This window comes from Streptomyces sp. GDS52, from assembly GCF_052246875.1.
Lineage (GTDB): Bacteria > Actinomycetota > Actinomycetes > Streptomycetales > Streptomycetaceae > Streptomyces > Streptomyces cathayae.
Map to the genome: position 1 here is coordinate 3,165,966 of NZ_CM125966.1, position 23,317 is coordinate 3,189,282.

Here is a 23,317-nt window from a genome sequence, read left to right on the forward strand (position 1 = left end):
TGTCTTACCCGCTGCCACCGACCATCCATGCCGAGTGCACGGGTTCCCTCCGCTACGGGCGAACAGCCTTGTGTCTCCCCACATCCCCTCACAGCCCTCATTCGACACTCTGTGCGCATATGCGTACACCTAGCGTAACCCGAATGGTCTTCCGACGGTTGCACTTGGCATGGTCGGCCCGAGCACGCCAGGCGAACCGAACGGACCCAGCGGCCCGGTCGGACCGGTCGATCCGGTCCGGCACTGGTACGAGAACGAACAGGGCTGGCCGACGGTGCCCGGGGACCCGGTCCGACTGGCGGTGGGAGTGCGCTTCGACGTCCTGGACGTACCCGCCGAGGCGGGACACGCGGCACTGGAGCGCCTGCGGGGGGACGGGCGGACGGGACCGGCGGCCGCGGGTTTTCCGGTGGCCCTGCAGCGCGGCCGGATGCTGCTGCTGATGGCCGCGGGCAGCGCGGAGGAACTGCCGGGACTGCTCGACTGGCTGGAGTGGGGCACGCTGGCCCTGGATCTCACCGCGATCGGCGCGGGCGGCCTCATCGACGCTCCGCCGCCCCCCGCGGCCGGCCCCGGTGCTCTCCGGCCGCCTGCGGTCCGCGCCGGTTCACAGGGGGCCGCCGTCTGGCTGCGACCCCCCGGTCCGGGGCGTGAGGGCGAGGCCTCGCTGCCGGCACTGTCGGCGACGGGGGGCCGGGGCGACGCCCCCGATCTCGTACGACTGGTGAGCACGGTGGCCACTCAGTGCCACCGCGTTCGACTGCTGCGCGCCTGCGACCGGCCGCCGGCCGGCATGCGCGAGGCCGGTCGAACCGACGCTCAGCCGTTCGCCCGCTCGTAGGCCTCGCGAATGGCCGCGGGTACACGGCCGCGGTCGTTGACCTCGTGGCCGTTCGCCTTCGCCCAGGCGCGGATCGCCGCGGTGTCCTGGTTGCCGGCGGAAGAGGCGCGGGCCTTTCCACGCCCGCCCGAAGCACGGCCTCCCGTCCGACGGCCGCCCTTCACGTAAGGCTCGAGAAGGCCGCGGAGCTTGTCCGCATTGGCGGTGGTGAGATCGATCTCGTATGTCTTGCCGTCCAACGCGAACGTCACGGTCTCGTCCGCCTCGCCGCCGTCGAGGTCGTCGACAAGAAGGACCTGAACCTTCTGTGCCACCGGATTTCCTTTCATCGACAACTTGAGGACCGGGATGTACCGGCATCCGCCGTATCGCCGTCCCCTTGTTATATGAACTACTGCAGTACCTCGGAAAGCAAACCGCTTTTGACGAAAAAACACAAACCCCGGGGAGAGGTCCGTCGCCGTCCGACGGCCCGGAAACGTGCGCGTTTCGGACATAGGGAACGAGGTCAAGGCACGATGCGGAATACGTCTTGGCGTTGTGCGCGGGGCCCTCCGCCGCATGGCATCGGGCACGGAACACGGGCCCGGAACGGCGACGATCACAGATGCAGAAGCATGCGGCTGTTGCCCAGGGTGTTCGGTTTCACTCGTTCGAGACCAAGGAACTCCGCGACTCCCTCGTCATAGGAACGCAGCAGCTCGGCGTACACATCGGTGTCGACCGGCGTCTCACCGATCTCCACGAAGCCGTGGCTGCCGAAGAAGTCGACTTCGAAGGTCAGACAGAAAACCCGGCGAACACCGAGCCAGCGGGCGGTCTGCAGCAACTTCTCCAGCAAGTGGTGGCCCACACCGGCGCCCTTCAGACCGGGCTTCACGGCGAGAGTACGGACTTCCGCGAGGTCTTCCCACATCACATGCAGCGCGCCGCAGCCGACCACCTCGGCGTTGTCGTCCCGTTCCGCGATCCAGAACTCCTGGATCGCCTCGTAAAGCGTCACCGTTGCTTTGTCGAGCAGGATGCCCTTGCGGACGTAGGCGTCCAGGAGGCGGCGCACGGCCGGGACGTCGCTGGTGCGGGCCCGGCGGACGGTGATGGCTTTTGCGGTGACATCGGGGCTGTCTGCTGACATGAGCGGACGCTATCGCCCGCTGCGGCCCTCTGCGGAGGCGGGGTTCTCACCCGGGGGTTCCGCCGGGCCGGATCGTGGAACGGATCCGGGTTGTTCGGCCGGGCGGGGTTGTTCGGCCGGGCGGGGTTGTTCCGTCGTTTCCGGCAGCCCGACAACGCGTACCGCGTCCCGGAGGGACTGACGCTGTTCCTCGCTCATCATGCCGAAGAAGGCGACGAGTGCGGCGGCCCCGTTGTCGCTCTGCGACCACGCCTCGTTCATCAGCGCGGCGGCGTAGGCGGCGCGGGTGGAGACCGCCTCATATCGATAGGCCCGGCCTTCCGCCTCACGGCGCACCCAGCCCTTCTGATGGAGATTGTCCAGAACGGTCATCACCGTGGTGTACGCGATGGACCGTTCCTTCTGCAGATCTTCCAGGACTTCCCGAACGGTCACCGGGCGGTTCCACTTCCACACCCGCGTCATGACCGCGTCTTCGAGTTCTCCCAATGGGCGAGGCACAACTGCACAGTAGTGGGAAATACCGCCCGCTGCTTACCGAACGCACTTGAACACTGGTGAACACCGGTGAACGCGGACAAAAAGGGCGCACGGTCCGCGCCCGACCACGCCCGAGCCGTACGCCCGGACCGGCCCGCCTCGCCCGCCGCGCCTGTCGCGTTTCCGCGCTCTCGCGCTCCCGGTCAGCCGTCGGCCCTGGTGGAGGGCTGCCGGGCGCTCTCCGCGCGGGCGAGGGCCGCGTCCACGGCGGCGTCCTCCTTGGCCTTGTTGGCGCCGCCCTGGGTTTTCACGATCACCCGGATCACAGCGATGAAGAGGGCGGCCATGACGGCCGAGGGCAGCAGCGCGGCGACGTATTCCATGGGTCCAGAGTAGCCAGGGCGCGGCGGACGGCCGGGTCGGGGTGGGCGCGGTGCGGCGGGTTTTTCAGCCCGCGGCCAGCCGCCGGCCCGACGGGGGCGGAACCGGCTTGCGGCGGGGGAAGACCTCGCCCGGGGTGGGAAAGGGCCGGCCGGGCTTCGGCGCACCGGGGGCGGGGGCCGGGTCGGGGACGGGCTCGGGCCGCGGGGCGGACGGCTCGCGCTCCGGCTTCTTCTTGCCCCTCTCGGACTTCTCGGCCTTCTCGGGCTTCTCGGCCTTCTCGATCTTCTCGGACCGCTCCGGCTTCTCCGAGCTCTCGCCGCCCTCGGCACCCTCGGCACCCTCCACCCCTTCGGCCCCCTCAGTCTGGCCGCCCGGCAGGGCGAGGAGCCGGAGGCGGGAGACCGGGGCGCCGGGCAGGGGGTCGGCGACAGGGACCGCGCGGCCGGCCAGGCGGGCGCGTACGTCCTGCTCGGCGAGGAGCCGGCAGCGGTCCAGGAGGGCGGCGGCGGTGGGGTTGCCGCGCAGCGCCCGGAGCGCGGCGAGATCGTCGGGGTCGGGGCGGTATCCGGCGCCCAGCGCCTCCTCCAGGAGCACGAGATAGCCGGCGGCTGTTCCGGGCAGGGCGGCGCGGTAGCGGCCGAGGTCGGCCACCAGGAAGGCGCGCAGCCTGGCGCACTCCCGCATCGCCTCGTCGAGGGAGTCGGCGAGGCGGAGGCAGTCCTGGACGTCTTCGGCCGAGGCGGACATGGGGTGCAGGGCGAGGGCGAGGGCGCGGCGGAGCACACGCAGCTCCTCCGCGCCGAACACCATGCCGCCGCGCGTTCCGTAGGGCGTGGGCATGCCGTGACGATACGCGCTAATCAGACAAACCCCGCATAACGGACGGGTGTGGCGTGGGGCGGCCACCCGGGTGGAAGGCGTCCGCCCGCTCCCTCACATCCGCGACACGTTCCGTTCGTAGACCAGGCGCAGGCCGATGAGGGTCAGCCAGGGCTCGTGCTCGTCGATGACCTCGCTCTCGCCCAGGACCATCGGCGCCAGTCCGCCCGTCGCGATGACGGTCACCTGCTCGGGGTCGTCGGAGAGCTCACGGGCCATCCGGCGGGCCACACCGTCCACCTGGCCGGCGAAGCCGTAGACGATGCCGGACTGCATCGCCTCGACCGTGTTCTTGCCGATCACGCTCCGGGGCCGCGCCACCTCGATCTTGCGCAGTTGCGCGGCCCTGACCCCGAGGGCCTCCACCGAGATCTCGATGCCGGGGGCGATGACCCCGCCGACGTACTCCCCGCGCACCGAGATCGCGTCGAAGGTGGTGGCGGTGCCGAAGTCGACGACGATCGCCGGACCGCCGTAGAGCTCGTTCGCCGCGACCGCGTTGATGATGCGGTCGGCGCCGACCTCCTTGGGGTGGTCGAACTGGATCGGCACGCCCGTCTTCACGCCCGGCTCGACCAGTACCGCGGGCACGTCGCCGTAGTAACGGCGGGTCACCTCACGGAGTTCGTGCAGGACGGAGGGGACCGTCGCGCAGATGGCGATGCCGTCGATACCGTCCCCCAGTTCGTCGCCGAGCAGGGGGTGCATGCCCATCAGGCCCTGGAGCAGGACCGCGAACTCGTCGGCCGTGCGGCGCGGATCGGTGGAGATCCGCCAGTGTTCGACGATGTCCTCGCCGTCGAACAGACCCAGGACGGTGTGCGTGTTGCCCACGTCGATCGTCAGCAGCATGGCCGGCCCCTACTCCGCTGCCCGCAGGTCCAGGCCGATGTCCAGGATCGGCGAGGAGTGGGTGAGGGCTCCCACGGCGAGGTAGTCGACTCCCGTGTCGGCGTACGCCTTGGCGTTGCCGAGGGTGAGCCGGCCGGACGCCTCCAGCGCGGCCCGGCCGGCGACGACGGCCACGGCCTCCTCGCACTCACCGGGCGTGAAGTTGTCCAGCAGGATCAGGTCGGCGCCGGCGTCCACGACCTCACGGAGCTGGTGCAGGGTGTCGACCTCGACCTCGATCGGTACGTCGGGGAAGCGCTCCCGGACCGCCTGGAAGGCCTGGGCGACACCGCCCGCGGCGACGACGTGGTTGTCCTTGACCAGGGCCGCGTCGGAGAGCGACATGCGGTGGTTGACGCCGCCGCCGCAGCGCACGGCGAACTTCTCCAGGGAACGCAGGCCCGGGGTGGTCTTGCGGGTGTCGCGGACCTCGGCCCGGGTGCCCTCCAGGGCGTCCGCCCACGCGCGCGTGGCCGTCGCGATGCCCGACAGACGGCACAGGAGGTTCAGGGCGCTGCGCTCCGCCGTGAGGAGGTCCCGGGTGCGGGCGGTGACGGAGAGCAGCTTGTCACCGGCCTCCACCCGGTCGCCGTCCTCCACGTGCCGTTCGACCTCGAACTCCGACGTGCAGACCACCGACATGACGGCCTCGGCGATCCTCAGGCCCGCCACGACGCCCGCTTCCCGCGCGGTGAAGTCGGCGGTGGCGACGGCGTCCTCCGGGATGGTCGCGACCGTCGTCACGTCCACACCGCCCGCCAGGTCCTCCTGGATGGCGACCTGGGCGATGTCCTCGACCTCCACCGGGTCCAGACCGGAATCGGCCAGGAGCTGGGCGAGCGCGGGGTCGAGGCCGCACTCCGTGTAATCGTCATAGCTGTCGTATCCGTCGGGGGCTTCGCCGCAGGCGCAGCCGTCACCGCAGCCACCGGACGGGGCGAGGGGAAGATCTGGGGTGGTCACGGCAGTCACTGCTCCTGAGGGGCCTGAAGGGGGAGGGTCGGGGGGAAGTCTGTGGTGTCGGTGGTGTGCGCCGCCAGCGTGCGGTCCGGATTCAGCCGTACGACGATGTGCCGGCGCCAGGCGGTGTCGTCGCGCTCGGGCCGGTCCTCGCGCCAGTGGCAGCCGCGGGTCTCCTCGCGCTGCCGCGCGGCGGCGACCAGGACGCGGGCCACGCACAGGAGGTTGGTGGCCTCCCAGGTGTCGACGCCGGGCTCGGCGGTCTTGCCGTTCTCGTCGAGGGCGTCGCGGGCGTCGGCGTGCAGCCGCCGGAGCCCGTCGGCGGCCCGGTCGAGCGAGTCGGCGGAGCGCAGCACACCGGCGCCCCGGGTCATGATCCGCTGGATGGTGAAGCGGGCCTCCGGGGGGAGCAGGGGGTGCCGGGGGCGGCCGGCCTGCGGGAGGGGCTGGGGCACGCGCGCGTGGAGGGTGTCCCCGGTCCGGCTCGCGGCGATGTCGGCGACGATGCGCTCGGCGTAGACCAGGCCCTCCAGGAGGGAGTTGGAGGCGAGCCGGTTGGCGCCGTGCACGCCGGTGCAGGCTACCTCCCCGCACGCGTACAGACCGGGGACGGTGGTGCGGCCCCGGGAGTCGGTGCGGACGCCGCCGGAGGCGTAGTGGGCGGCCGGGGCGACCGGGACGGGCTCAATGACCGGGTCGATGCCGTGGGCGCGGCAGGCGGCGAGGATCGTCGGGAAGCGGTGCTCCCACATCTCGGCACCGAAGTGGCGGGCGTCGAGGTACATGTGCTCGGCGTCCCGCTCCCGCATCCGGCGCATGATGCCCTTGGCGACGATGTCGCGCGGGGCGAGTTCGGCGAGCTCGTGCTGCCCCGTCATGAAGCGCACGCCGTCGGCGTCGACCAGGTGGGCGCCCTCGCCGCGTACCGCCTCGGAGACCAGGGGCTGCTGGCCCTCCGCGTCGGGGCCGAGGAACAGGACGGTCGGGTGGAACTGGACGAACTCGAGGTCGCTGACCTCGGCGCCCGCGCGCAGGGCCAGCGCCACACCGTCGCCGGTGGAGACGGAGGGGTTCGTGGTCGCGCTGAACACCTGGCCCATGCCACCGGTCGCGAGCACCACCGCGGGGGCGTGCACGGCCCCCACGCCGTCGTGCTGGCCCTCCCCCATGACGTGCAGGGTCACACCCGCAGTGCGGCCCTCGGCGTCCGTCAGCAGGTCCAGGACGAGCGCGTTCTCGATGGTGCGCGTTCCGGCCGCGCGCACGGCCTCCACCAGCGCGCGGGAGATCTCCGCGCCGGTGGCGTCCCCGCCCGCGTGCGCGATGCGCCGGCGGTGGTGACCGCCCTCCCGGGTCAGTTCCAGGCCGCCCTCGGAGGACTCGTCGAAGTGGGCGCCGGTGGCGATGAGACGGCGTACCGCGTCGGGGCCCTCGGTGACGAGGAGGCGGACCGCTTCCTCGTCGCACAGGCCCGCGCCGGCCACCAGGGTGTCGTCCCGGTGCTGCTCGGGGGTGTCGCCCTCGCCGAGGGCGGCGGCGATGCCGCCCTGGGCCCAGCGGGTGGAGCCGTCGTCGAGCCGGGCCTTGGTGACCACGACGGTGGTCAGTCCGGCGGCCTCGCAGCGCAGCGCCGCGGTCAGTCCGGCGACACCGGAGCCGACGACCACGACGTCGGCGTCGATGGACCACCCGGGCGCGGGCGCGTGCAGTCGTATGCCGGTGCTGGTCACGAGGTGGCTCCGAGGGTGCCGAAGGTCAGGGGGAGGTTGTCGATCAGGCGGGTCGTCCCGACCCGGGCGGCCACCGCGAGGACGGCCTCGCCGGTGAAGTCGGCGCCGATCCCGGTGAAGTCCGAGGGGTCGACCAGGGCCAGGTAGTCCAGGGTGAGCGGCGGGGTGAGGCGGGCTGCCCCGTCGAGGACCTGGCGGGCGGCGGCGAGGACGGCCGCCGGGCCGGCCGCCGTGGCGACGGCGTGCGCGTCGGCCGCCGCGCGGGACTCGCCCAGCGCGTTGAGCGCCTCGGCCCGCGCGTGCGTGGAGGGCACTTCGCGGGCCCGCGCGCGCAGTGCCTCCTGCGCGGCGTGCCGGTCCCGGCCGGCGAACAGCGCCCCGGACAGCGCGAGGGCGGTGCGCCGCTCCGCGGCGGAGAGGTAGCGGTTGCGGCTGGACAGGGCCAGTCCGTCCTCCTCGCGGACGGTGGGGACCGCGACGATGTCGACGCCGAAGTTCAGGTCGCGCACCATGCGGCGGATCAGGGCGAGCTGCTGGGCGTCCTTCTGGCCGTACAGGGCGACGTCGGGGCGCGTGAGGTGCAGCAGTTTGGCGACGACGGTGAGCATGCCGTCGAAGTGACCGGGGCGGGTGGCGCCCTCCAGGCGTTCGCCCATGGGGCCGGCGCTGATCCGGACCTGGGGCTCGCCGCCCGGGTAGACCTCGTCGGCCGACGGGGCGAAGACGGCGTCGGCGCCCGCCCGCCCGGCGACGTCGAGGTCGGCGTCCAGGGTGCGCGGGTACCGGTCGAGGTCCTCGCCCTCGCCGAACTGCAGCGGGTTGACGAAGACGGTGGTCACCACCTCGCCGTCGGCGCCCACGAGGTCGCGGGCGGCGCGGATCAGGGTGGCGTGGCCCTCGTGCAGGGCGCCCATGGTCATCACCACGGCGCGGCGGCCCGTGCGCGCGCGTGCGTGCAGTTCCCCGGCGGTGCGCAGCAGGGTGGTCGTCATCGGGATTCCCCTCCGCCGTCGCCTTCGCCGTCGCCTTCGCCGGGGGCTCCCGTGCCGCCGGTGGTGTCCGTCGTCCCGCCGGCGAGTACCCCGAGCAGGTCCTCGGCGAGCTCCGGCTTCAGCAGGCCGTGGGCGAGGGCGCGGTCCGCGGTCGCGCGGGCCATCGCCAGGTAGCCGGCGACGGCCTGCGGGGCGTGCCGCCGCAACTCGGCGACGTGCGCGGAGACGGTGCCGGCGTCACCGCGCGCGACGGGGCCGGTGAGGGCCGCGTCGCCGGAGCGCAGGGCGTTGTCCAGGGCCGCGCCGAGCAGCGGGCCGAGCATCCGGTCGGGTGCCTCGACCCCGGCGGTGCGCAGCAGTTCCAGGGACTGCGCGACCAGGGTGACCAGGTGGTTGGCGCCCAGGGCGAGGGCCGCGTGGTAGAGCGGGCGGTTCTCCTCGGCGATCCACTCCGGTTCGCCGCCCATCTCGATCACCAGCGCCTCGGCGGCCAGCCGCAGCTCCCCGGGCGCCGTCACGCCGAAGGAGCACCCGGCGAGCCGCTGCACGTCCACGGGGGTGCCGGTGAACGTCATCGCCGGGTGCAGGGCCAGCGGCAGCGCCCCGGCCCGCAGGGCGGGGTCCAGCACCTTCGCGCCGTACCGCCCGGAGGTGTGCACGAGGAGTTGGCCCGGCCGTACCGCCCCCGTCCCGGCGAGTCCGGAGACCAGCTCGGGCAGCGCGTCGTCCGGGACGGTCAGCAGCACCAGCTCGGCCCGCGCCAGCACCTCGGCGGGCGGGACCACCGGTACGCCGGGGAGCAGTTGCTCGGCCCGCCCCCTGGACGCGGCGGAGACGGCGGAGACGGCCACCGGTCGGTGTCCGGCGAGTCGGAGGGACGCGGCCAGGGCCGGGCCCACCCGCCCGGCGCCGACGACGCCGACGGTGAGCCGCGCGGGGCGGTCCCTGGGATCCGGTTGTGGGGCTGTGTTCACGCGACGGCGGCCTTCCCGTTCCAGTCCGCTCGGGGTACCGGACGATTTCTCGTCATGTTAACGCGATCGGTTCCCCGGGTGTTCGGTCGCGCCGTCGTGTGCGGAACGCGGAACGCAGAACACGGAGCGCAGAACTCAGAACGCAAACCCTGATGCCCCCGCTCCCCCGCGCGGGGGATGATCCCGGGCATGGGTGATACGGCGGACAACGGCATGGCACCAGCGGAACAGGACGAGCGGCGCACCGGTGGGGAGGGGCACCGCGAGCTCCGCGAACGGCGGGTCGCCGCCTATCGCGCCGCCCCGCGCGTCCTCGCCCGCCCCGGGTTCCTGGGCACGCTCCGGGAACGGCTGGCGCTGCTGGCGGAGGCGGACGGCCGGTACGACCTGGACGAGGCGTCCGACCTGTACGGCGACGGTGTCGTCGAGGCGCTGGAGGAGCGGGTCGCCGGGCTCCTCGGCACCGAGGCGGCCGCGTTCTTCCCGACCGGCACGATGGCCCAGCAGGTGGCGCTGCGCTGCTGGGCGGGCCGTACCGGCAGTCCCGTCGTCGCCCTGCACGGGCTCAGCCACCCCGAGGTCCACGAGCGGAACGCGTTCAGCCGGGTCGCCGGGCTGCGTCCGGTGCGGGTGACGAGCGAGCCCAGGACGCCGACCGCCGCCGAGGTGCGGGACTTCGATGAGCCCTTCGGCGCGCTGATGCTGGAGCTCCCCCTCCGGGACGCCGGTTTCCTGCTGCCCACCTGGGAGGAGCTCACCGAGGTGGTGGCCGCCGCGCGGGAACGCGAGGCCGTGGTGCACTTCGACGGGGCCCGGCTGTGGGAGTGCGTCGTCCACTTCGGCCGGCCGCTGGACGAGATCGCCGGCCTGGCGGACAGCGTCTACGTGTCGTTCTACAAGTCGCTCGACGGCTTCGGCGGCGCGGCCCTCGCCGGTCCCGGGGCGCTGGTGGCGGAGGCGAAGGCCTGGCGGCACCGGTACGGCGGCACCGCCTTCCAGCAGTTCCCGACCGCGCTGTCGGCCCTGATCGGTCTGGAGCGGGAGCTGCCCCGGCTGCCGGAGTACGTCACCCACGCGCGGGTGGTGGCCGCCGCGCTGCGCGAGGGCCTGGCCACGGCCGGGGTGCCGTGGGCCCGCGTCCATCCCGAGGTGCCGCACACCCACGACTTCCAGGTGTGGCTACCGTACGACGCGGAGACCCTCGCACAGTCGGCGATCCGCACGGCCGAGGAGACGGGGACCATGCTGTTCGCCAACGGCTGGGATCAGCGGGGCCCCGGCCTGGCGCTCACCGAGGTGTACGTGCGGGCGGCCGGCCTGGAGTGGACCCCCGACGACGTGCGGACGGCGGCCGCGGAGTTCGTGAACCGGCTGACGGAGACGGTGCCGACGCCGGGGACGGCCGGAGGGTAGTGCCCGCGGGGCCGGCGGCGCCCGCATCGCCGCGGCGCCGGCGGGAGCCTCAGTCGAAGCGGATGTGCCGGAGCCCGACGCGCGCCTGCCGCAGCCGGGTGCGCAGCGGGCCCTCGTGGTGGGGGCGCAGCTCCAGCCCCGCCAGTACGGCGATGCGGTCCGCCGTCTTCGGCACGGTGGTGCGGTCCGTCCACAAATGCTCGGCGAACTCCGGTCCGGCGAGCCGCTCCAGACAGTGATCGAGCTGCTGCACGGCCCGACTCTCCCGGTGCGGGCCCGCGTTCTTTCCCGCGACGGAGCGCAGCAGGCGTCCGAGGCCGCGTTCGCGCAGCCGCCTCAGCACCGTCTCCCGTTCGGCGAGGAGGGCGAAGTGGTGGACGTCGTGGCCGAGTTCGCGCAGCCGGCCGACCGTCTCGGCGAAGTGGCCGGAGTCCGTGACCGTCATCGGCGCGATCACGACGCCGTCGTGCCGGGTGAGGACGAGGTCGAGGACCTCGACGACGCCCTGCCGCCAGGAGGTCAGCTCCCGGAAGTCTTCCCGCAGTTCGGGCGGCAGCATGCGGCGCAGCCCGAAACCGGCGTGCTCCGGGTCGCAGACGACGCTGCCCGGGAGACGACGGTGTATCTCGTACGCGGTGTGTGTCTTACCGCCCCCGAAAGGGCCGTTGATCCACAGCAGCATGCGCCGACCCTACCGACGCCGGGGCCCCCGGTCAGCCGTTTCCGCCGGCCCGTACCAGTCCCGTCTCGTAGGCGAGGACCACCACCTGCACCCGGTCCCGCAGCCCCAGCTTGGTCAGGATGCGGCCCACGTGCGTCTTCACCGTCGCCTCCGACAGCACCAGCCGGGCCGCGATCTCGCCGTTGGACAGGCCCTGCGCGACCAGCACCATGACCTCCCGCTCCCGCCCGGTGAGCCGCTCCAGCGCCTTGTGCCGGGGCTGCTCGGCGGTGGTCGGCAGCATGGGGGCGAAGCGGTTCAGGAGCCGGCGGGTGGTGGACGGCGCGACCACGGCGTCGCCGCTGTGCACCGCGCGGATCGCGGCGAGCAGTTCGCCGGGGGGCACGTCCTTGAGCATGAAGCCGGAGGCGCCCGCCTTCAGCCCGGAGAAGGCGTACTCGTCGAGGTCGAAGGTGGTCAGGATCAGCACCTTCGGCGGGTCGGTGTCCGCGCAGATCCGGCGGGTCGCCTCCACCCCGTCCAGCTTCGGCATCCGGACGTCCATGAGCACCACGTCGACGGCGGTGGCGCGCAGCACCTGGAGGGCCTCCACACCGTCGCCCGCCTCCGCCACGACCTCCATGTCCGGTTGGGCGTCGAGCACCATCCGGAACCCGGTGCGCAGCAGCACCTGGTCGTCGACGAGCATCACGCGGATCGCCATCGGGTCCTCTTCCAGTCCGGTTCCAGGCCAGTGTCGCAGTGGTCGGCACAGGGCGTGCGCGAGCGTCCGGGTGTCAGGGGCCGGGTTTGAGCGGCAGCAGGACACTGATGCGGAATCCTCCGCCCGGCCGCGGACCCGCGTCCAGGGTGCCGCCGACCATACCGACCCGCTCGCGCATGCCGATCAGACCGTGGCCCTGGCCGTCGAACCCGCCCTCCTCGTACAGCTCGTGCGGGGCGCCCTTGCCGTCGTCCTCCACCAGCAGGCCGAGACCGTCGTCGAAGTACACCAGGCGCACGCTGGCGCCCGTGTCGGGCCCGCCGTGCTTGCGGGTGTTGGTGAGCGCCTCCTGCACGATGCGGTACGCGGTGAGTTCCACACCGCTGGGCAGCGGACGCGGGGTGCCCTCGATCTTGAAGTCCACCGGCAGTCCGGCCTCCCGGCACTGCTCGACGAGGTCCTCGATCTGCTGCGCGTCGGGCTGCGGCACGTACTCGCCGGCCTCCTCGTGCTCGCCGGTGCGCAGCACGCCGAGCAGGCGGCGCATCTCGGCGAGGGCCTGGCGGCCGGTGGAGGAGATGGTCTCCAGGGCCTTCTTCGCCTGGTCGGGCGCGGCGTCGAGGACGTAGGCGGCGCCGTCGGCCTGGACCACCATCACCGACACGTTGTGGGCGACCACGTCGTGCAGTTCACGGGCTATGCGGGCGCGTTCGGCGGCGACCGCGACCTTGGCCTGCGCCTCGCGCTCCTTCTCCAGCCGGGCGGCGCGCTCCTCCAGTTGGGCGAAGTAGGCACGCCGGGTGCGCATGGAGTCGCCGAGCACCCAGGCGAGGGCGAAGGGCACGGTCTGGAAGATCACCATGGCGATGTTGCCCGCCACGCTCACGTCCTCGAACGGCCAGCGCGCCTGCGCCACGGGAGCCGCGCACAGGCCGGCGACCAGCGCCAGCCGGGAGGCCCAGCGGGCGCCGACGGTGGCGACCGTGTAGACGATCACCAGCAGGGCGAAGTCGGCGGGCACCGTCGCCACGTTCAGGATCACCTGGAGCACGCCCAGCACGACGGCCAGGACCAGCATCCGCTCCGGCATCCGGCGGCGCAGCGCGACGACCAGCGACAGCAGCAGCGTGACCGTCACGGCCAGGGCCGTCGGCGGGGTCCCGTGGCCCTCCTCGACGGGTGCTCCGCTGAACAACGAAATCCCGAACAGGACCACGGCCCAGAAGCCGTCCACCCCTGTCGGGTGTCTGCGGAGAAAATCATAGAAGCGCTGCACGTGACCCAGCGTAGGGAAGCAAACTGCGTGCAGGGGTCAACCGGAGGGCCGATCCCCGGTCGGCACGTGTACTCCGCAAGGTGGAGGCCCGGCATATCCGCGCGCTTAACCTGGCTCCGTGACAGCGACGACGAGCGGCGGGGGGCGCCGGTGACGGCGGTGACGGAAGGCGGCTGGCGCGGTTGGGGAGCGGCGGCCCGGGCCGCCCTGTACGGGCCGGACGGCTTCTACCGTCGGCCGGAGGGCCCCGCCGGGCACTTCCGTACGTCGGTGCACGCCTCACCGCTGTTCGCCGGGGCCGTGGCACGGCTGCTGTGCCGGGTCGACGAGGTGCTGGGCCGGCCCGCGGTGCTCGACTTCGTGGACATGGGGGCGGGCCGGGGCGAACTGGTCACGGGCGTCCTCGCCGCGCTGCCCGCCGGGGTGGCGGCGCGCGTGCGGGCGTACGCCGTCGAACTCGCCGGCCGTCCCGGCGGACTCGACCGCGGCATCGAGTGGCGGACCGAGCCCCCGGAAGGGATCACCGGGCTGCTGTTCGCCAACGAGTGGCTGGACAACGTGCCCCTGGAGGTCGCCGAGGTGGACCCGGCGGGCGCCTTGCGCCGGGTGCTGGTGCGGAAGGACGGCACGGAACGGCTCGGGGCGCCGGTCACCGGTCCGGAGGCCGAGTGGCTGGCCCGCTGGTGGCCGCTGCCGGGCGGGGAGGGGCTGCGGGCGGAGATCGGGCTGCCCCGGGACCTGGCGTGGGCGGCGGCGGTCGGGACGCTCGAGCGGGGGCTCGCCGTCGCCGTGGACTACGCGCACTCGGCGGACGCGCGCCCGCCGTTCGGGACCCTCACGGGCTTCCGGGAGGGGCGGGAGACGACGCCCGTGCCGGACGGGTCGTGCGACATCACCGCGCACGTCGCCCTCGACTCCTGCGCGGCGGCCTGCGCGCTCCCCGGTGCCCGCCTGCTCCCTCAGCGGGCGGCCCTGCGCTCCCTGGGCCTCACCGGCGCGCGCCCCCCGCTCACGCTGGCGTCCGCCGACCCCGCCGGCTACGTACGCGCCCTCGCGGGCGCCTCCCAGGCCGCCGAACTCACCGCGACGGGCGGACTCGGCGACTTCGGGTGGCTGCTGCAGCCCGTGGGCATCCCGGACGTCCTCGCGGACTGACCCCCGCGGGCCGGCACTGTTCTTCGATCACCCGGAGCACCCGAACTGCTCGGATGATCCGGATCACCCGGATCACCCGCCGTTGCCTGTCCCTACTTGTCGATGTCTCCCACCACGAAGAACATCGACCCCAGGATCGCCACCATGTCCGAGACCAGCGTCCCCGGCAGCAGTTCGGTGAGCGCCTGGATGTTGTTGTACGACGCCGAGCGCAGCTTCAGCCGGTACGGCGTCTTCTCGCCCTTGCTGACCAGGTAGTACCCGTTGATGCCGAGCGGGTTTTCGGTCCACGCGTAGGTGTGCCCCTCGGGTGCCTTGAGGACCTTCGGGAGCCGCTGGTTGACCGGTCCCGGCGGCAGGCCGGCGAGCCGGTCGAGACAGGCGTCGGCGAGGTCGAGGGAGTTGTAGGTCTGCTCCAGGAGGCACTCGAAGCGGGCGAGGCAGTCGCCCTCCTCGCGGGTCACGACCTTCAGGACGTCCCCCAGTTCGCCGTAGGCGAGATACGGCTCGTCGCGGCGCAGGTCGAAGTCGACGCCCGAGGCACGGGCGATCGGTCCGCTCACGCCGTACGCGTGCACGACGTCCGCGGAGAGGACGCCCACCCCGCGGGTGCGGCCCCGGAAGATCTCGTTGCCGAGCACCAGGTCGTCGAAGCGGTTCATGCGGGAGCGCACGTCGGCGACCGCGTCGCGCGCGCGGGTGGTCCATCCCGCCGGCAGGTCCTCCTTGAGGCCGCCCACGCGGTTGAACATGTAGTGCATGCGACCGCCGGAGACCTCCTCCATGACGTGCTGGAGCTCCTCGCGCTCGTGGAAGGCGTAGAAGATCGGCGTGATGCCGCCGAGCTCCAGCGGATAGGAACCGAGGAACATCAGGTGGTTGAGCACCCGGTTCAGCTCCGCGAGCAGCGTGCGCAGCCACACCGCGCGCTCGGGGACCTCCATGCCGAGCATCCGCTCCACCCCGAGGACCACGCCCAGCTCGTTGGAGAACGCCGACAGCCAGTCGTGGCGGTTGGCCAGCATGATGATCTGGCGGTAGTCGCGCGCCTCGAACAGCTTCTCCGCGCCCCGGTGCATGTAGCCGATCACGGGCTCCGCGTGGTGGATGAGCTCGCCGTCCAGGACGAGCTTCAGCCGCAGCACGCCGTGCGTGGACGGATGCTGGGGCCCGATGTTGAGCACCATGTCGGTGCTCTCCGCGGCGCCGCCGATGCCGACCGTGGTCTCCGTCGTGGGAGTCATGACCCCAGTCTCCCCCACGTACGCCGGGGCGTACGCACTCCGGGGCCTACGTACGCTGGGGCCATGGAGACGGGCAACCCGCACGACACGGGGACAGCGGTGGAGCCGGTGGGCCCCGGCGACGGACCGCAGTGGATCGCGCTGCCGCCAGGGCTGTTGAAGCTGCGCCGGCTGATGCTCGTGGTGTGGCTGGGGCTGCTCGCCCTGGCCGCCGGGCTGGTCCCGGGCCTGCTGGCCGGGCCCGTCTGGGCCGGCTTCGCCGTGCTGCCGCTGGCCGTGCTGGCCTGGGGCTGGGTGATGCTGGAGCGCAACTGGCGCTCCTGGCGGTACGCCGAGCGCGCCGACGACCTGCTGATCAGCCGGGGCGTCCTGTGGCGCCAGGAGACGATCGTGCCGTACGGGCGGATGCAGCTGGTCGAGGTCACCTCCGGTCCCGTCGAACGGCACTTCGGGCTGGCCAGCGTGCAGCTGCACACGGCGGCCGCGGCGACCGACGCCACCATCCCCGGCCTCGACCCGGCCGAGGCCGAACGGCTGCGCGACCGGCTCACGGAGCTGGGCGAGGCCCGATCGGCGGGGCTGTGACGGCCCCGGAGGTCCACGAGGACGTACGCGAGCGGCGCCCGGTGACCGAGCGCCGGCTGCACCCCGTCACGCCGCTCAGGCGGGCGTGGGCGCCCATAGCGGTCGTCATCGGGTGGGCGCTGCACGATCCGGACCAGGCGCAGCGTCAGCTGACCCGGCTGACCACGACGACCCTGCTGATCGGTCTCGGCGTCCTCATCCCGGCCGCCGCCCTCTACGGCTTCCTGACCTGGTGGTTCACCCATTTCGCGGTGACCGACAGCGAACTGCGCATCCGCACCGGGCTGTTGTTCCGCCGCACCGTCCACATCCGGCTGGAGCGGATCCAGGCCATCGACGTCACCCAGCCGCTGCTCGCCCGGGTCGCGGGCGTGTCGAAACTCAGACTCGACGTCATCGGCACCGACAAGAAGGACGAGCTGGCCTTCCTGGGTGCCGACCACGCCCGCGCGCTGCGCGCCGAACTGCTCGCGCGGGCGGCGGGTTTCGCCCCCGAGACGGCGCACGAGGTCGGCGAGGCGCCGTCCCGGCAGCTGCTGCGCGTGCCGCCCGGTGTCCTCGCCCTCTCCCTCGTGCTGACCGGCGGGACCTGGGTCTGGCTGATCGCCGCCCTCCTCGTGGTGCCGCCGCTGTGGATGGCCACCCACAACCTGTGGACGCTCCTCGCCGCCGCCGTACCGCTGTTCGGCGCGGCGGGCGCGAGCAGCGTCGGCCGGTTCGTCACCGAGTACGACTGGACCCTGGGCGAGTCGCCCGACGGACTGCGGATCGACCACGGGCTGCTGGACCGGGCGCACGAGACGGTGCCGCCGGGGCGGGTGCAGACCGTGCGGATCGTGGAGCCGCTGCTGTGGCGGCGCCGGGGCTGGGTGCGGGTCGAACTCGACGTGGCCGGCTCGTCCAACTCCCTGCTGCTGCCGGTCGCTCCGCGCGAGATCGCCGAGTCCGTCGTCGCGCGCGTGCTCCCCGGCGTCCGCGTGCCGTCGCACGCGGAACTGTCCCGGCCGCCGCGGCGCGCCCGGTGGTGTATGCCGGTGTGGTGGCGCGGCTACGGGCTCGCCGTCACCGACACCGTGTTCGCCGCGCGGCACGGTCTGCTGAGCCGGACCGTCGCCCTGGTGCCGCACGCCAAGGTGCAGAGCGTACGGCTGACCCAGGGGCCCTGGGAGCGCGCCCGGGGTGTCGCGGACGTCCATGTGGACACCGGGGCCGACAAGTCCGTGACGGCCCGGCTGCGGGACGCCGACGAGGCGGCGGAGCTGCTGCGGGCCCAGGCGGAACGTTCCCGGACCGGCCGCAGGGACGCCCGCCCGGACCGCTGGATGGCCTGACCCCAGAACCCCAGAAACGCGTGCGGTGCCTCAGGAGACCGCGCTGCGCAGTCCCTTGGTGCCGGCCGCGTCGGCTGTGCCGACTGTGCCGGCCGTACCGTGCGGGTCGGCGGTGGCGTCCGGGCCGGTCTCTTCCGGCTCGTCGTGCGCGGTCAGGTCGATGACCCGGCCGACGGTCCGCGCGTCCTCGCCGGACGGCTCGGACTCGGTATCGGTCTCGGCATCGGCCTCGGTCTCGTGCAGAGCCAGGGCCTCCTGTCCGACGACATCGGCGAGGTCCTCGCCCTGGACGCCCTCCCGGCCGGGCTCCTCCTCCTTCTGCGTACCGAAGAAGTCGAACCCTCCGTCGGTCACCGGACGCCGGACGGGCTCCGTCGGCGGTACGACCGCGACCGCGGTCGGCACGGTGAAGTGCCCGGGGGGCCGCACCGAGCGGCCGGACGGGACCGGCGGGGCCGACTGCTCGGGCCGGGACGGCTCCTCGGGCGCGGTGCCGGTGGTGGTGTCGGTGCCGGTAGCGGTGCCGGTGTCCGGGCCGGAGGAGGCCGCGCGCCCGTGCTCGCCGACCGCTCCCGGCTGCCCCTCCGTCCCGTCCTCCTGCGGCTGCTCCGGCTTCCGCTTCTTCGCGGGCTCGGGGCCGTCGTCCTCGGGGGAGTCGTCCTCGGAGGCGTGGTTCTCCGAGGCGTCGTCCTCGGGAGTGCCGTGGTGCTTGTCCTGCGCACCGTCGCCGAGCCGGTCCAGCGCCGCCTCGGCCCGCAGGAACAGCTCGGAACCCTCGGGTGAGAAGACCGAGGGAACCGTCGGCTCCGCCCCGACCGCTTCCGCCCCGGTCGTTTCCTCCACCGGGGCCCCGCCCCCGGTTCCGTCCTCGCTCCTGGCCGCCGGCACGGACGCCGTCCCGGCGGTCTCGTCACCGGACCGCGCCGAAGGCCCGGCCGGCAGCGCGCGGGCCGGGACCGCCGCCTCTATCTCGAGCACCCGGCGCTCCTCCAGCACGCTCGCCCGCCCGGTCTCCGCGGCGGCGTACCGCCGGAGCAGTGCCGCGTGCTCGGTGCGCAGTCCGGTCAGCTCCGTGCGCTTGGCGCGCATCCGCTGCTCCAGCTTGACCCGCAGTTCGCGCGACTCCTCGAGCTCGGCCTCCAGTTCGGCGACCCGCTCCTCGAACCGCCACTCGTCACCGGCCCGCGCGCGCGTGAGGTCGGCGACCTGCTTGCCGGCCAGGGTGTCCCAGTGCCGCATGACGACCGCACCGGTGATCGCCGTGGCCGCCGCGACGGCGGCCAGCAGGCGAAGCGTCGTCGGTTGTGTGAACACCCAGGGCCCCAGGGCGCAGACGAGGGAGACGCCTGCGATCGCCGACGGGGGCAGCATCCTGTGCAGGGGCGGGGAATGACGGTGACGTCCACGTGGCATGGCCAGAAACTTACCGCGCGTAGGCGAATGATGGGGCCCCGCCCCGTGAAAACAAAGCCACACCGGGGCTTTCACAGGACGTCAGGGAACTTCGCCGAACCGTGAATAGACCCGGCACGCGAATATGCAAGATCATTTTGCGGCGAGGGGCGGGTTACCGCTTTCCGGGAAGACCGACGAGATCCGCCGGGGAAATACCGGACGGGGGCACGGACCCCGCTCCCTTCCGGGCTTTCCGGGTCTTTTGGACCGTCCAGATCTTCCGGACCGTCCGGGTCCCCAGGGTCCGGGTCTCCCGGGCCACGCCCGGGGCATACGCTGAACATATGAGCAGCAGCAGCGGACAGCTCCACGTCGCGGGCCTTCCCCACTGGGACCGCTGCGCGGTCATGGGCGTGGTGAACGTGACCCCCGACTCCTTCTCCGACGGTGGCCGCTGGTTCGACACGACGACCGCCGTCAAGCGCGGCCTCGACCTGGTCGCCCAGGGCGCCGACCTGATAGACGTCGGCGGCGAGTCCACCCGCCCCGGCGCCACCCGCGTCGACGAGGCCGAGGAGCTCAAGCGCGTCATCCCCGTGATCCGCGGTCTCGCCTCCGAGGGCGTCACGATCTCCGTCGACACCATGCGCGCCTCGGTCGCCGAGCAGTCCCTCGTGGCCGGCGCCGCGCTCGTCAACGACGTGAGCGGCGGTCTCGCCGACCCCGACATGCTCCGCGTCGTCGCCGCCTCCGGCGCCCCCTTCGTCGTCATGCACTGGCGCGGCCTGCTGGAGGGCGGCAACGTCAAGGGCGCGTACGACGACATCGTCACCGAGGTCGTCGACGAGCTCCACGCGCGTGTGGCGGCGGTGCTGGAGAGCGGCGTCGCGGCCGACCGCGTGATCGTCGACCCCGGACTCGGCTTCTCCAAGGACACCGACCACGACCTCGCCCTCCTCGCCCGGCTCGACCGCCTGCGGGCACTCGGCCACCCGCTGCTCGTGGCCGCGTCCCGCAAGCGGTTCCTCGGCCGGGTCCTGGCCGGACCCGGCGGCACGCCCCCGCCCGCCCGGGAACGGGACGCGGCCACCGCCGCCGTCTCCGCCCTCGCCGCACAGGGCGGCGCCTGGGCGGTCCGCGTGCACGAGGTGCGCGCCACCGCGGACGCCGTACGGGTCGTACGCGCCGTCGAACAGGCGCGCACCCCGGACGGCACGCGCTCCGAACCCGCCCCGCACGGTGCGGAAGGAGCCCGGTGAGCGCGCCTCACACCGACGTCGAGCAGGTCGAGGCCACCAACGCCGCCTTCTACGAGGCACTCGAGCAGGGTGACTTCGAGGAGGTGGCGTCGCTCTGGCTCACCCCGGCCGACCTGGGCGTCGACGAGACCTACCACGACCCGGCGGACGCCGGGGTGGTCTCCTGCGTGCACCCCGGCTGGCCGGTGCTCACCGGCCGCGGCGAGGTGCTCCGGTCGTACGCCCTGATCATGGCGAACACCGACTACATCCAGTTCTTCCTCACCGACGTGCACGTCTCCGTCACCGGCGACACCGCCCTGGTGACCTGCACCGAGAACATCCTCAGCGGCGGTCCCGCGCCGAAGGCGGGCGAGGAGCTCGGCCCCCTGGTCGGCCAGCTGGTCGTCGCCACCAACATCTACCGGCGCACCCCGGCGGGCTGGAAGCTCTGGTCCCACCACGCCTCCCCCGTCCTCGCCGAGAACGGCGAGGACGAGCCCCCCGCCTCCCCCGACGACACCGACACCCCCACCTGAGACCCGCCCGGGGGGAAACGCGGGGTGAATCCTCCCGTGCCGGTCCGGACCGACGCCCCCTCGGGGCCGGTGCTGTCGGTGCCCGCGGGTAGATTCGACCGCGGCAACCGAGGCAGGGGTGCCACCCGGACGGCACCGACCGGCCGGACGGCTGACCGACCAGTTGAACGACTGACAGGAGTGGATTCGTGTGGATCGTGTCGCGCTGCACGGCCTGAAGGCCCGTGGACACCACGGGGTGTTCCCCAAGGAACGCGAGGAGGGCCAGACCTTCGTCGTCGACCTCGTCCTCGGCCTGGACACCCGGCCGGCCGCGACCGACGACGACCTGACGCGGACCGTGCACTACGGAATCGTGGCGGAGGAGGTCGTGGCGGTCGTCGAGGGCGAACCGGTGAACCTCATCGAGACGCTCGCCGAGCGCATCGCCCGGGTCTGCCTCGAGCACGCCGTGGTCCAGGAGGTCGAGGTCCGCGTCCACAAGCCGGACGCGCCGATCACCGTACCCTTCGACGACGTGACCGTCACCATCACCCGGAGCCGCGTATGACCAGGCCTTCCGCCCAGGGCCACACCGACCCGACCGTTCAGCCGGTCCCCGCCTCCGTGACGGAGCGGGTCGACGCCGCCGACAGCACCCTGCAGAACCCGAAGCGGGCCGTGGTCGCCCTCGGCGCCAACCTCGGCAACCGGCTGGAGACCCTCCAGGGGGCCGTCGACGCCCTGGAGGACACCCCGGGCATCCGTGTCAGAGCGGTGTCCCCCGTGTACGAGACGGAGCCGTGGGGCGTCGAGCCCGGCAGCCAGCCCTCGTACTTCAACGCGGTGGTGGTCCTGCAGACCACCCTCCCCCCGTCCTCCCTGCTGGAGCGGGCGCACGCGGTCGAGGAGGCCTTCCACCGGGTCCGCGACGAGCGCTGGGGCCCGCGCACCCTGGACGTGGACATCGTCGCCTACGCGGACCTCCTGTCCGACGACCCGCGGCTGACCCTTCCCCATCCCCGCGCCCACGAGCGCGCCTTCGTCCTGGCCCCCTGGCACGACGTCGACCCCGAGGCCGTTCTCCCCGGACGCGGCCCGGTCGCCGCCCTGCTGGGCGCGGTCGGCCGAGAAGGCGTCCTGTCCCGGGCCGACCTGGAACTCCGGCTGCCCGAATAGCCGTTAAGGTCGACACGACCGCATTCCGGGGCACCGGGAACCGAAGGGACACCGTGAGAGAGCTGCGCATCAGGGTGCTGGCCGGCGTCTTCGTCGTGGCCGGGATCCTGTCCTGGGCCGTCGCCCGCCTCTGGAACTCCCTCGGCACGCTGCCGAGCGTCCCGGTGGCCGCGCCCATCGTCCTCGCCCTGATCGCCGTGGTCCTCACGGCCACGGCGCTCTCTCTCCGCGCCCGCCTCAAGGCCCAGCGCGAGCGCCGTCCCGAAGCCAAGGGCGTCGACCCCATGATGGCGGCCCGCGCGGTCGTCTTCGGCCAGGCCAGCGCCCTGGTCGCCGCCCTGGTCGCCGGGATGTACGGCGGCACCGGCGTCTTCCTCCTGGGAGCCCTCGACATTCCGGCCCGCCGCGACCAGGCCATCTACGCCGGCGCCTCGGTCCTGGCGGGGATCGCCGTCATAGCGGCCGCCATCTTCCTGGAGCGGGTCTGCAAGCTCCCGGAGGACGACGACGACCACAACGGCAGGGGCACGGCCCCGGCGGCCTGAGACGCGTTCCGGAGAACGGCCCCGGCCCCCCAGGGGGCCGGGGCCGTTCCCGCGCGGGCGCCCCGCCCCGGTCAGCGCGCCATGATCAGGCTCATCGCCTCGTTGCGCGTCGCCGCGTCCCGCAGCTGGCCGCGCACGGCCGAGGTGAGGGTCTTCGCGCCGGGCTTGCGGATGCCCCGCATCGACATGCACATGTGCTCGCACTCCACGACCACGATCACTCCGCGCGGCTCCAGGATCTTCATCAGGGAGTCCGCGATCTGAGTGGTGAGCCGTTCCTGCACCTGCGGCCGCCGGGCGTAGACGTCCACGAGCCGGGCCAGCTTCGACAACCCCGTGATCTTGCCGCTGGTGGCCGGGATGTAGCCGACGTGGGCCACACCGCGGAACGGCACCAGATGGTGCTCACACGTCGAGTACACCTCGATGTCCTTCACGAGCACCATCTCGTCGTGCCCGAGGTCGAACGTGGTCGTCAGCACGTCCTCGGGCTTCTGCCACAGGCCGGCGAATATCTCCTTGTACGCCCGTGCCACCCGAGCCGGGGTCTCCTGCAGCCCCTCCCGGTCGGGGTCCTCACCGACCGCGATCAGCAGCTCGCGTACGGCGTTCTCGGCTCGCTTCTCGTCGAACTCGCCGAAGGTGAAATCGCCGTCCAGCGTCACGGGGTCGGTCATGTGGTGCCTCGTTCCTGTGCCTGCGCGCGTCAGGGGTACGCGTCTCGACTGCGGATACACAAAAGCCGCGCCCCCCAGGCTAGAACCTGGGGGGCGCGGCGTTCATTCCG

At 73.0% G+C, this 23,317-nt stretch carries 26 protein-coding genes; 10 read left to right on the top strand and 16 right to left on the bottom strand.

Annotated elements, in window-relative coordinates; all coding sequences use genetic code 11:
- Positions 1-169 precede the first annotated feature (169 nt).
- Entirely contained in the window at positions 170-841 is a 672-nt protein-coding gene (locus tag ACTWJ9_RS14325; protein WP_279334616.1) for an SCO3374 family protein, read from the top strand.
- Here ACTWJ9_RS14325 and ACTWJ9_RS14330 read toward each other — a convergent pair.
- The 10 genes from ACTWJ9_RS14330 to ACTWJ9_RS14375 form a co-directional block, all read right to left on the bottom strand.
- Positions 820-1,155 (bottom strand): histone-like nucleoid-structuring protein Lsr2, encoded by a 336-nt coding sequence (locus tag ACTWJ9_RS14330; protein ID WP_279334617.1) that lies wholly within the window; start codon positions 1,153-1,155, stop codon positions 820-822. The genes ACTWJ9_RS14325 and ACTWJ9_RS14330 overlap by 22 nt on opposite strands.
- A 287-nt stretch (positions 1,156-1,442) precedes the next feature.
- Positions 1,443-1,976, bottom strand: coding sequence for an amino-acid N-acetyltransferase (locus tag ACTWJ9_RS14335; protein WP_279334618.1), 534 nt, complete (start codon positions 1,974-1,976; stop codon positions 1,443-1,445).
- Between the two features lie 9 nt (positions 1,977-1,985).
- Complete coding sequence (locus tag ACTWJ9_RS14340) at positions 1,986-2,441, bottom strand: BlaI/MecI/CopY family transcriptional regulator (RefSeq protein WP_388707553.1); 456 nt, start codon at positions 2,439-2,441, stop codon at positions 1,986-1,988.
- A gap of 218 nt (positions 2,442-2,659) precedes the next feature.
- Entirely contained in the window at positions 2,660-2,839 is a 180-nt protein-coding gene (locus ACTWJ9_RS14345) for a hypothetical protein (protein WP_387036809.1), read from the bottom strand.
- A 64-nt stretch (positions 2,840-2,903) separates the two neighbouring features.
- The gene (locus tag ACTWJ9_RS14350) at positions 2,904-3,650 is read right to left on the bottom strand and encodes a hypothetical protein (RefSeq protein ID WP_443295885.1); all 747 of its coding nucleotides are present in this window, start codon (positions 3,648-3,650) and stop codon (positions 2,904-2,906) included.
- Between the two features lie 123 nt (positions 3,651-3,773).
- Positions 3,774-4,571: a type III pantothenate kinase gene (locus ACTWJ9_RS14355; RefSeq protein WP_279334621.1), complete on the bottom strand. Its 798-nt coding sequence runs from the start codon at positions 4,569-4,571 to the stop codon at positions 3,774-3,776.
- Positions 4,572-4,580: 9 nt separating this feature from the next.
- On the bottom strand, positions 4,581-5,573 hold the full coding sequence (gene nadC, locus ACTWJ9_RS14360) for a carboxylating nicotinate-nucleotide diphosphorylase (RefSeq protein ID WP_387036806.1): 993 nt from the start codon (positions 5,571-5,573) through the stop codon (positions 4,581-4,583).
- A 5-nt stretch (positions 5,574-5,578) separates the two neighbouring features.
- The gene (locus ACTWJ9_RS14365) at positions 5,579-7,300 is read right to left on the bottom strand and encodes an L-aspartate oxidase (RefSeq protein ID WP_443295791.1); all 1,722 of its coding nucleotides are present in this window, start codon (positions 7,298-7,300) and stop codon (positions 5,579-5,581) included.
- Entirely contained in the window at positions 7,297-8,292 is a 996-nt protein-coding gene (panC, locus tag ACTWJ9_RS14370) for a pantoate--beta-alanine ligase (RefSeq protein ID WP_279334624.1), read from the bottom strand. Before panC ends, ACTWJ9_RS14365 begins: the two co-directional genes overlap by 4 nt.
- Positions 8,289-9,266, bottom strand: coding sequence for a Rossmann-like and DUF2520 domain-containing protein (locus tag ACTWJ9_RS14375; protein WP_279334625.1), 978 nt, complete (start codon positions 9,264-9,266; stop codon positions 8,289-8,291). Before ACTWJ9_RS14375 ends, panC begins: the two co-directional genes overlap by 4 nt.
- A 189-nt stretch (positions 9,267-9,455) precedes the next feature.
- Between ACTWJ9_RS14375 and ACTWJ9_RS14380 the strand changes: the two genes are divergently transcribed.
- A complete protein-coding gene (locus ACTWJ9_RS14380) occupies positions 9,456-10,679 on the top strand; it encodes a threonine aldolase family protein (RefSeq protein ID WP_387036800.1) in 1,224 nt (407 codons plus the stop codon).
- A 49-nt stretch (positions 10,680-10,728) separates the two neighbouring features.
- Here ACTWJ9_RS14380 and ACTWJ9_RS14385 read toward each other — a convergent pair whose 3' ends face one another.
- The 3 genes from ACTWJ9_RS14385 to ACTWJ9_RS14395 form a co-directional block, all read right to left on the bottom strand.
- Positions 10,729-11,361, bottom strand: a complete 633-nt coding sequence (locus ACTWJ9_RS14385) for an AAA family ATPase (protein ID WP_279334626.1) — start codon at positions 11,359-11,361, stop codon at positions 10,729-10,731.
- 31 nt (positions 11,362-11,392) lie between these two features.
- Positions 11,393-12,064: a response regulator transcription factor gene (locus ACTWJ9_RS14390; protein WP_279334627.1), complete on the bottom strand. Its 672-nt coding sequence runs from the start codon at positions 12,062-12,064 to the stop codon at positions 11,393-11,395.
- 73 nt (positions 12,065-12,137) lie between these two features.
- A complete protein-coding gene (locus ACTWJ9_RS14395; RefSeq protein ID WP_279334628.1) occupies positions 12,138-13,340 on the bottom strand; it encodes a sensor histidine kinase in 1,203 nt (400 codons plus the stop codon).
- A gap of 150 nt (positions 13,341-13,490) precedes the next feature.
- Between ACTWJ9_RS14395 and ACTWJ9_RS14400 the strand changes: the two genes are divergently transcribed.
- Entirely contained in the window at positions 13,491-14,495 is a 1,005-nt protein-coding gene (locus ACTWJ9_RS14400) for an SAM-dependent methyltransferase (RefSeq protein ID WP_279334629.1), read from the top strand.
- A gap of 92 nt (positions 14,496-14,587) precedes the next feature.
- Here the strand turns inward: ACTWJ9_RS14400 and ACTWJ9_RS14405 are convergent, their stop codons facing one another.
- On the bottom strand, positions 14,588-15,739 hold the full coding sequence (locus ACTWJ9_RS14405; protein WP_279334630.1) for an NADH-quinone oxidoreductase subunit D: 1,152 nt from the start codon (positions 15,737-15,739) through the stop codon (positions 14,588-14,590).
- A gap of 63 nt (positions 15,740-15,802) precedes the next feature.
- Between ACTWJ9_RS14405 and ACTWJ9_RS14410 the strand changes: the two genes are divergently transcribed.
- Positions 15,803-16,324: a PH domain-containing protein gene (locus tag ACTWJ9_RS14410; protein ID WP_279334631.1), complete on the top strand. Its 522-nt coding sequence runs from the start codon at positions 15,803-15,805 to the stop codon at positions 16,322-16,324.
- Positions 16,321-17,655, top strand: coding sequence for a PH domain-containing protein (locus ACTWJ9_RS14415; protein ID WP_279334632.1), 1,335 nt, complete (start codon positions 16,321-16,323; stop codon positions 17,653-17,655). Before ACTWJ9_RS14410 ends, ACTWJ9_RS14415 begins: the two co-directional genes overlap by 4 nt.
- A 30-nt stretch (positions 17,656-17,685) precedes the next feature.
- Here ACTWJ9_RS14415 and ACTWJ9_RS14420 read toward each other — a convergent pair whose 3' ends face one another.
- Positions 17,686-19,068: a hypothetical protein gene (locus tag ACTWJ9_RS14420; RefSeq protein ID WP_443295792.1), complete on the bottom strand. Its 1,383-nt coding sequence runs from the start codon at positions 19,066-19,068 to the stop codon at positions 17,686-17,688.
- A gap of 326 nt (positions 19,069-19,394) precedes the next feature.
- On the opposite strand from ACTWJ9_RS14420, the gene folP reads away from it, so the two are divergent.
- From folP to ACTWJ9_RS14445, 5 genes are all read left to right on the top strand, one after another.
- Entirely contained in the window at positions 19,395-20,309 is a 915-nt protein-coding gene (gene folP / locus ACTWJ9_RS14425; protein WP_443295793.1) for a dihydropteroate synthase, read from the top strand.
- Positions 20,306-20,827, top strand: a complete 522-nt coding sequence (locus ACTWJ9_RS14430; protein WP_279334635.1) for a nuclear transport factor 2 family protein — start codon at positions 20,306-20,308, stop codon at positions 20,825-20,827. Before folP ends, ACTWJ9_RS14430 begins: the two co-directional genes overlap by 4 nt.
- Before the next feature lie 190 nt (positions 20,828-21,017).
- Positions 21,018-21,377 (top strand): dihydroneopterin aldolase, encoded by a 360-nt coding sequence (folB, locus tag ACTWJ9_RS14435; protein ID WP_279334636.1) that lies wholly within the window; start codon positions 21,018-21,020, stop codon positions 21,375-21,377.
- On the top strand, positions 21,374-21,985 hold the full coding sequence (gene folK, locus ACTWJ9_RS14440; protein WP_279334637.1) for a 2-amino-4-hydroxy-6-hydroxymethyldihydropteridine diphosphokinase: 612 nt from the start codon (positions 21,374-21,376) through the stop codon (positions 21,983-21,985). Before folB ends, folK begins: the two co-directional genes overlap by 4 nt.
- 53 nt (positions 21,986-22,038) lie before the next feature.
- The gene (locus ACTWJ9_RS14445; RefSeq protein ID WP_279334638.1) at positions 22,039-22,530 is read left to right on the top strand and encodes a DUF3180 domain-containing protein; all 492 of its coding nucleotides are present in this window, start codon (positions 22,039-22,041) and stop codon (positions 22,528-22,530) included.
- A gap of 71 nt (positions 22,531-22,601) precedes the next feature.
- Here ACTWJ9_RS14445 and folE read toward each other — a convergent pair whose 3' ends face one another.
- Positions 22,602-23,207: a GTP cyclohydrolase I FolE gene (gene folE / locus ACTWJ9_RS14450; RefSeq protein WP_279334639.1), complete on the bottom strand. Its 606-nt coding sequence runs from the start codon at positions 23,205-23,207 to the stop codon at positions 22,602-22,604.
- Positions 23,208-23,317 lie beyond the last annotated feature (110 nt).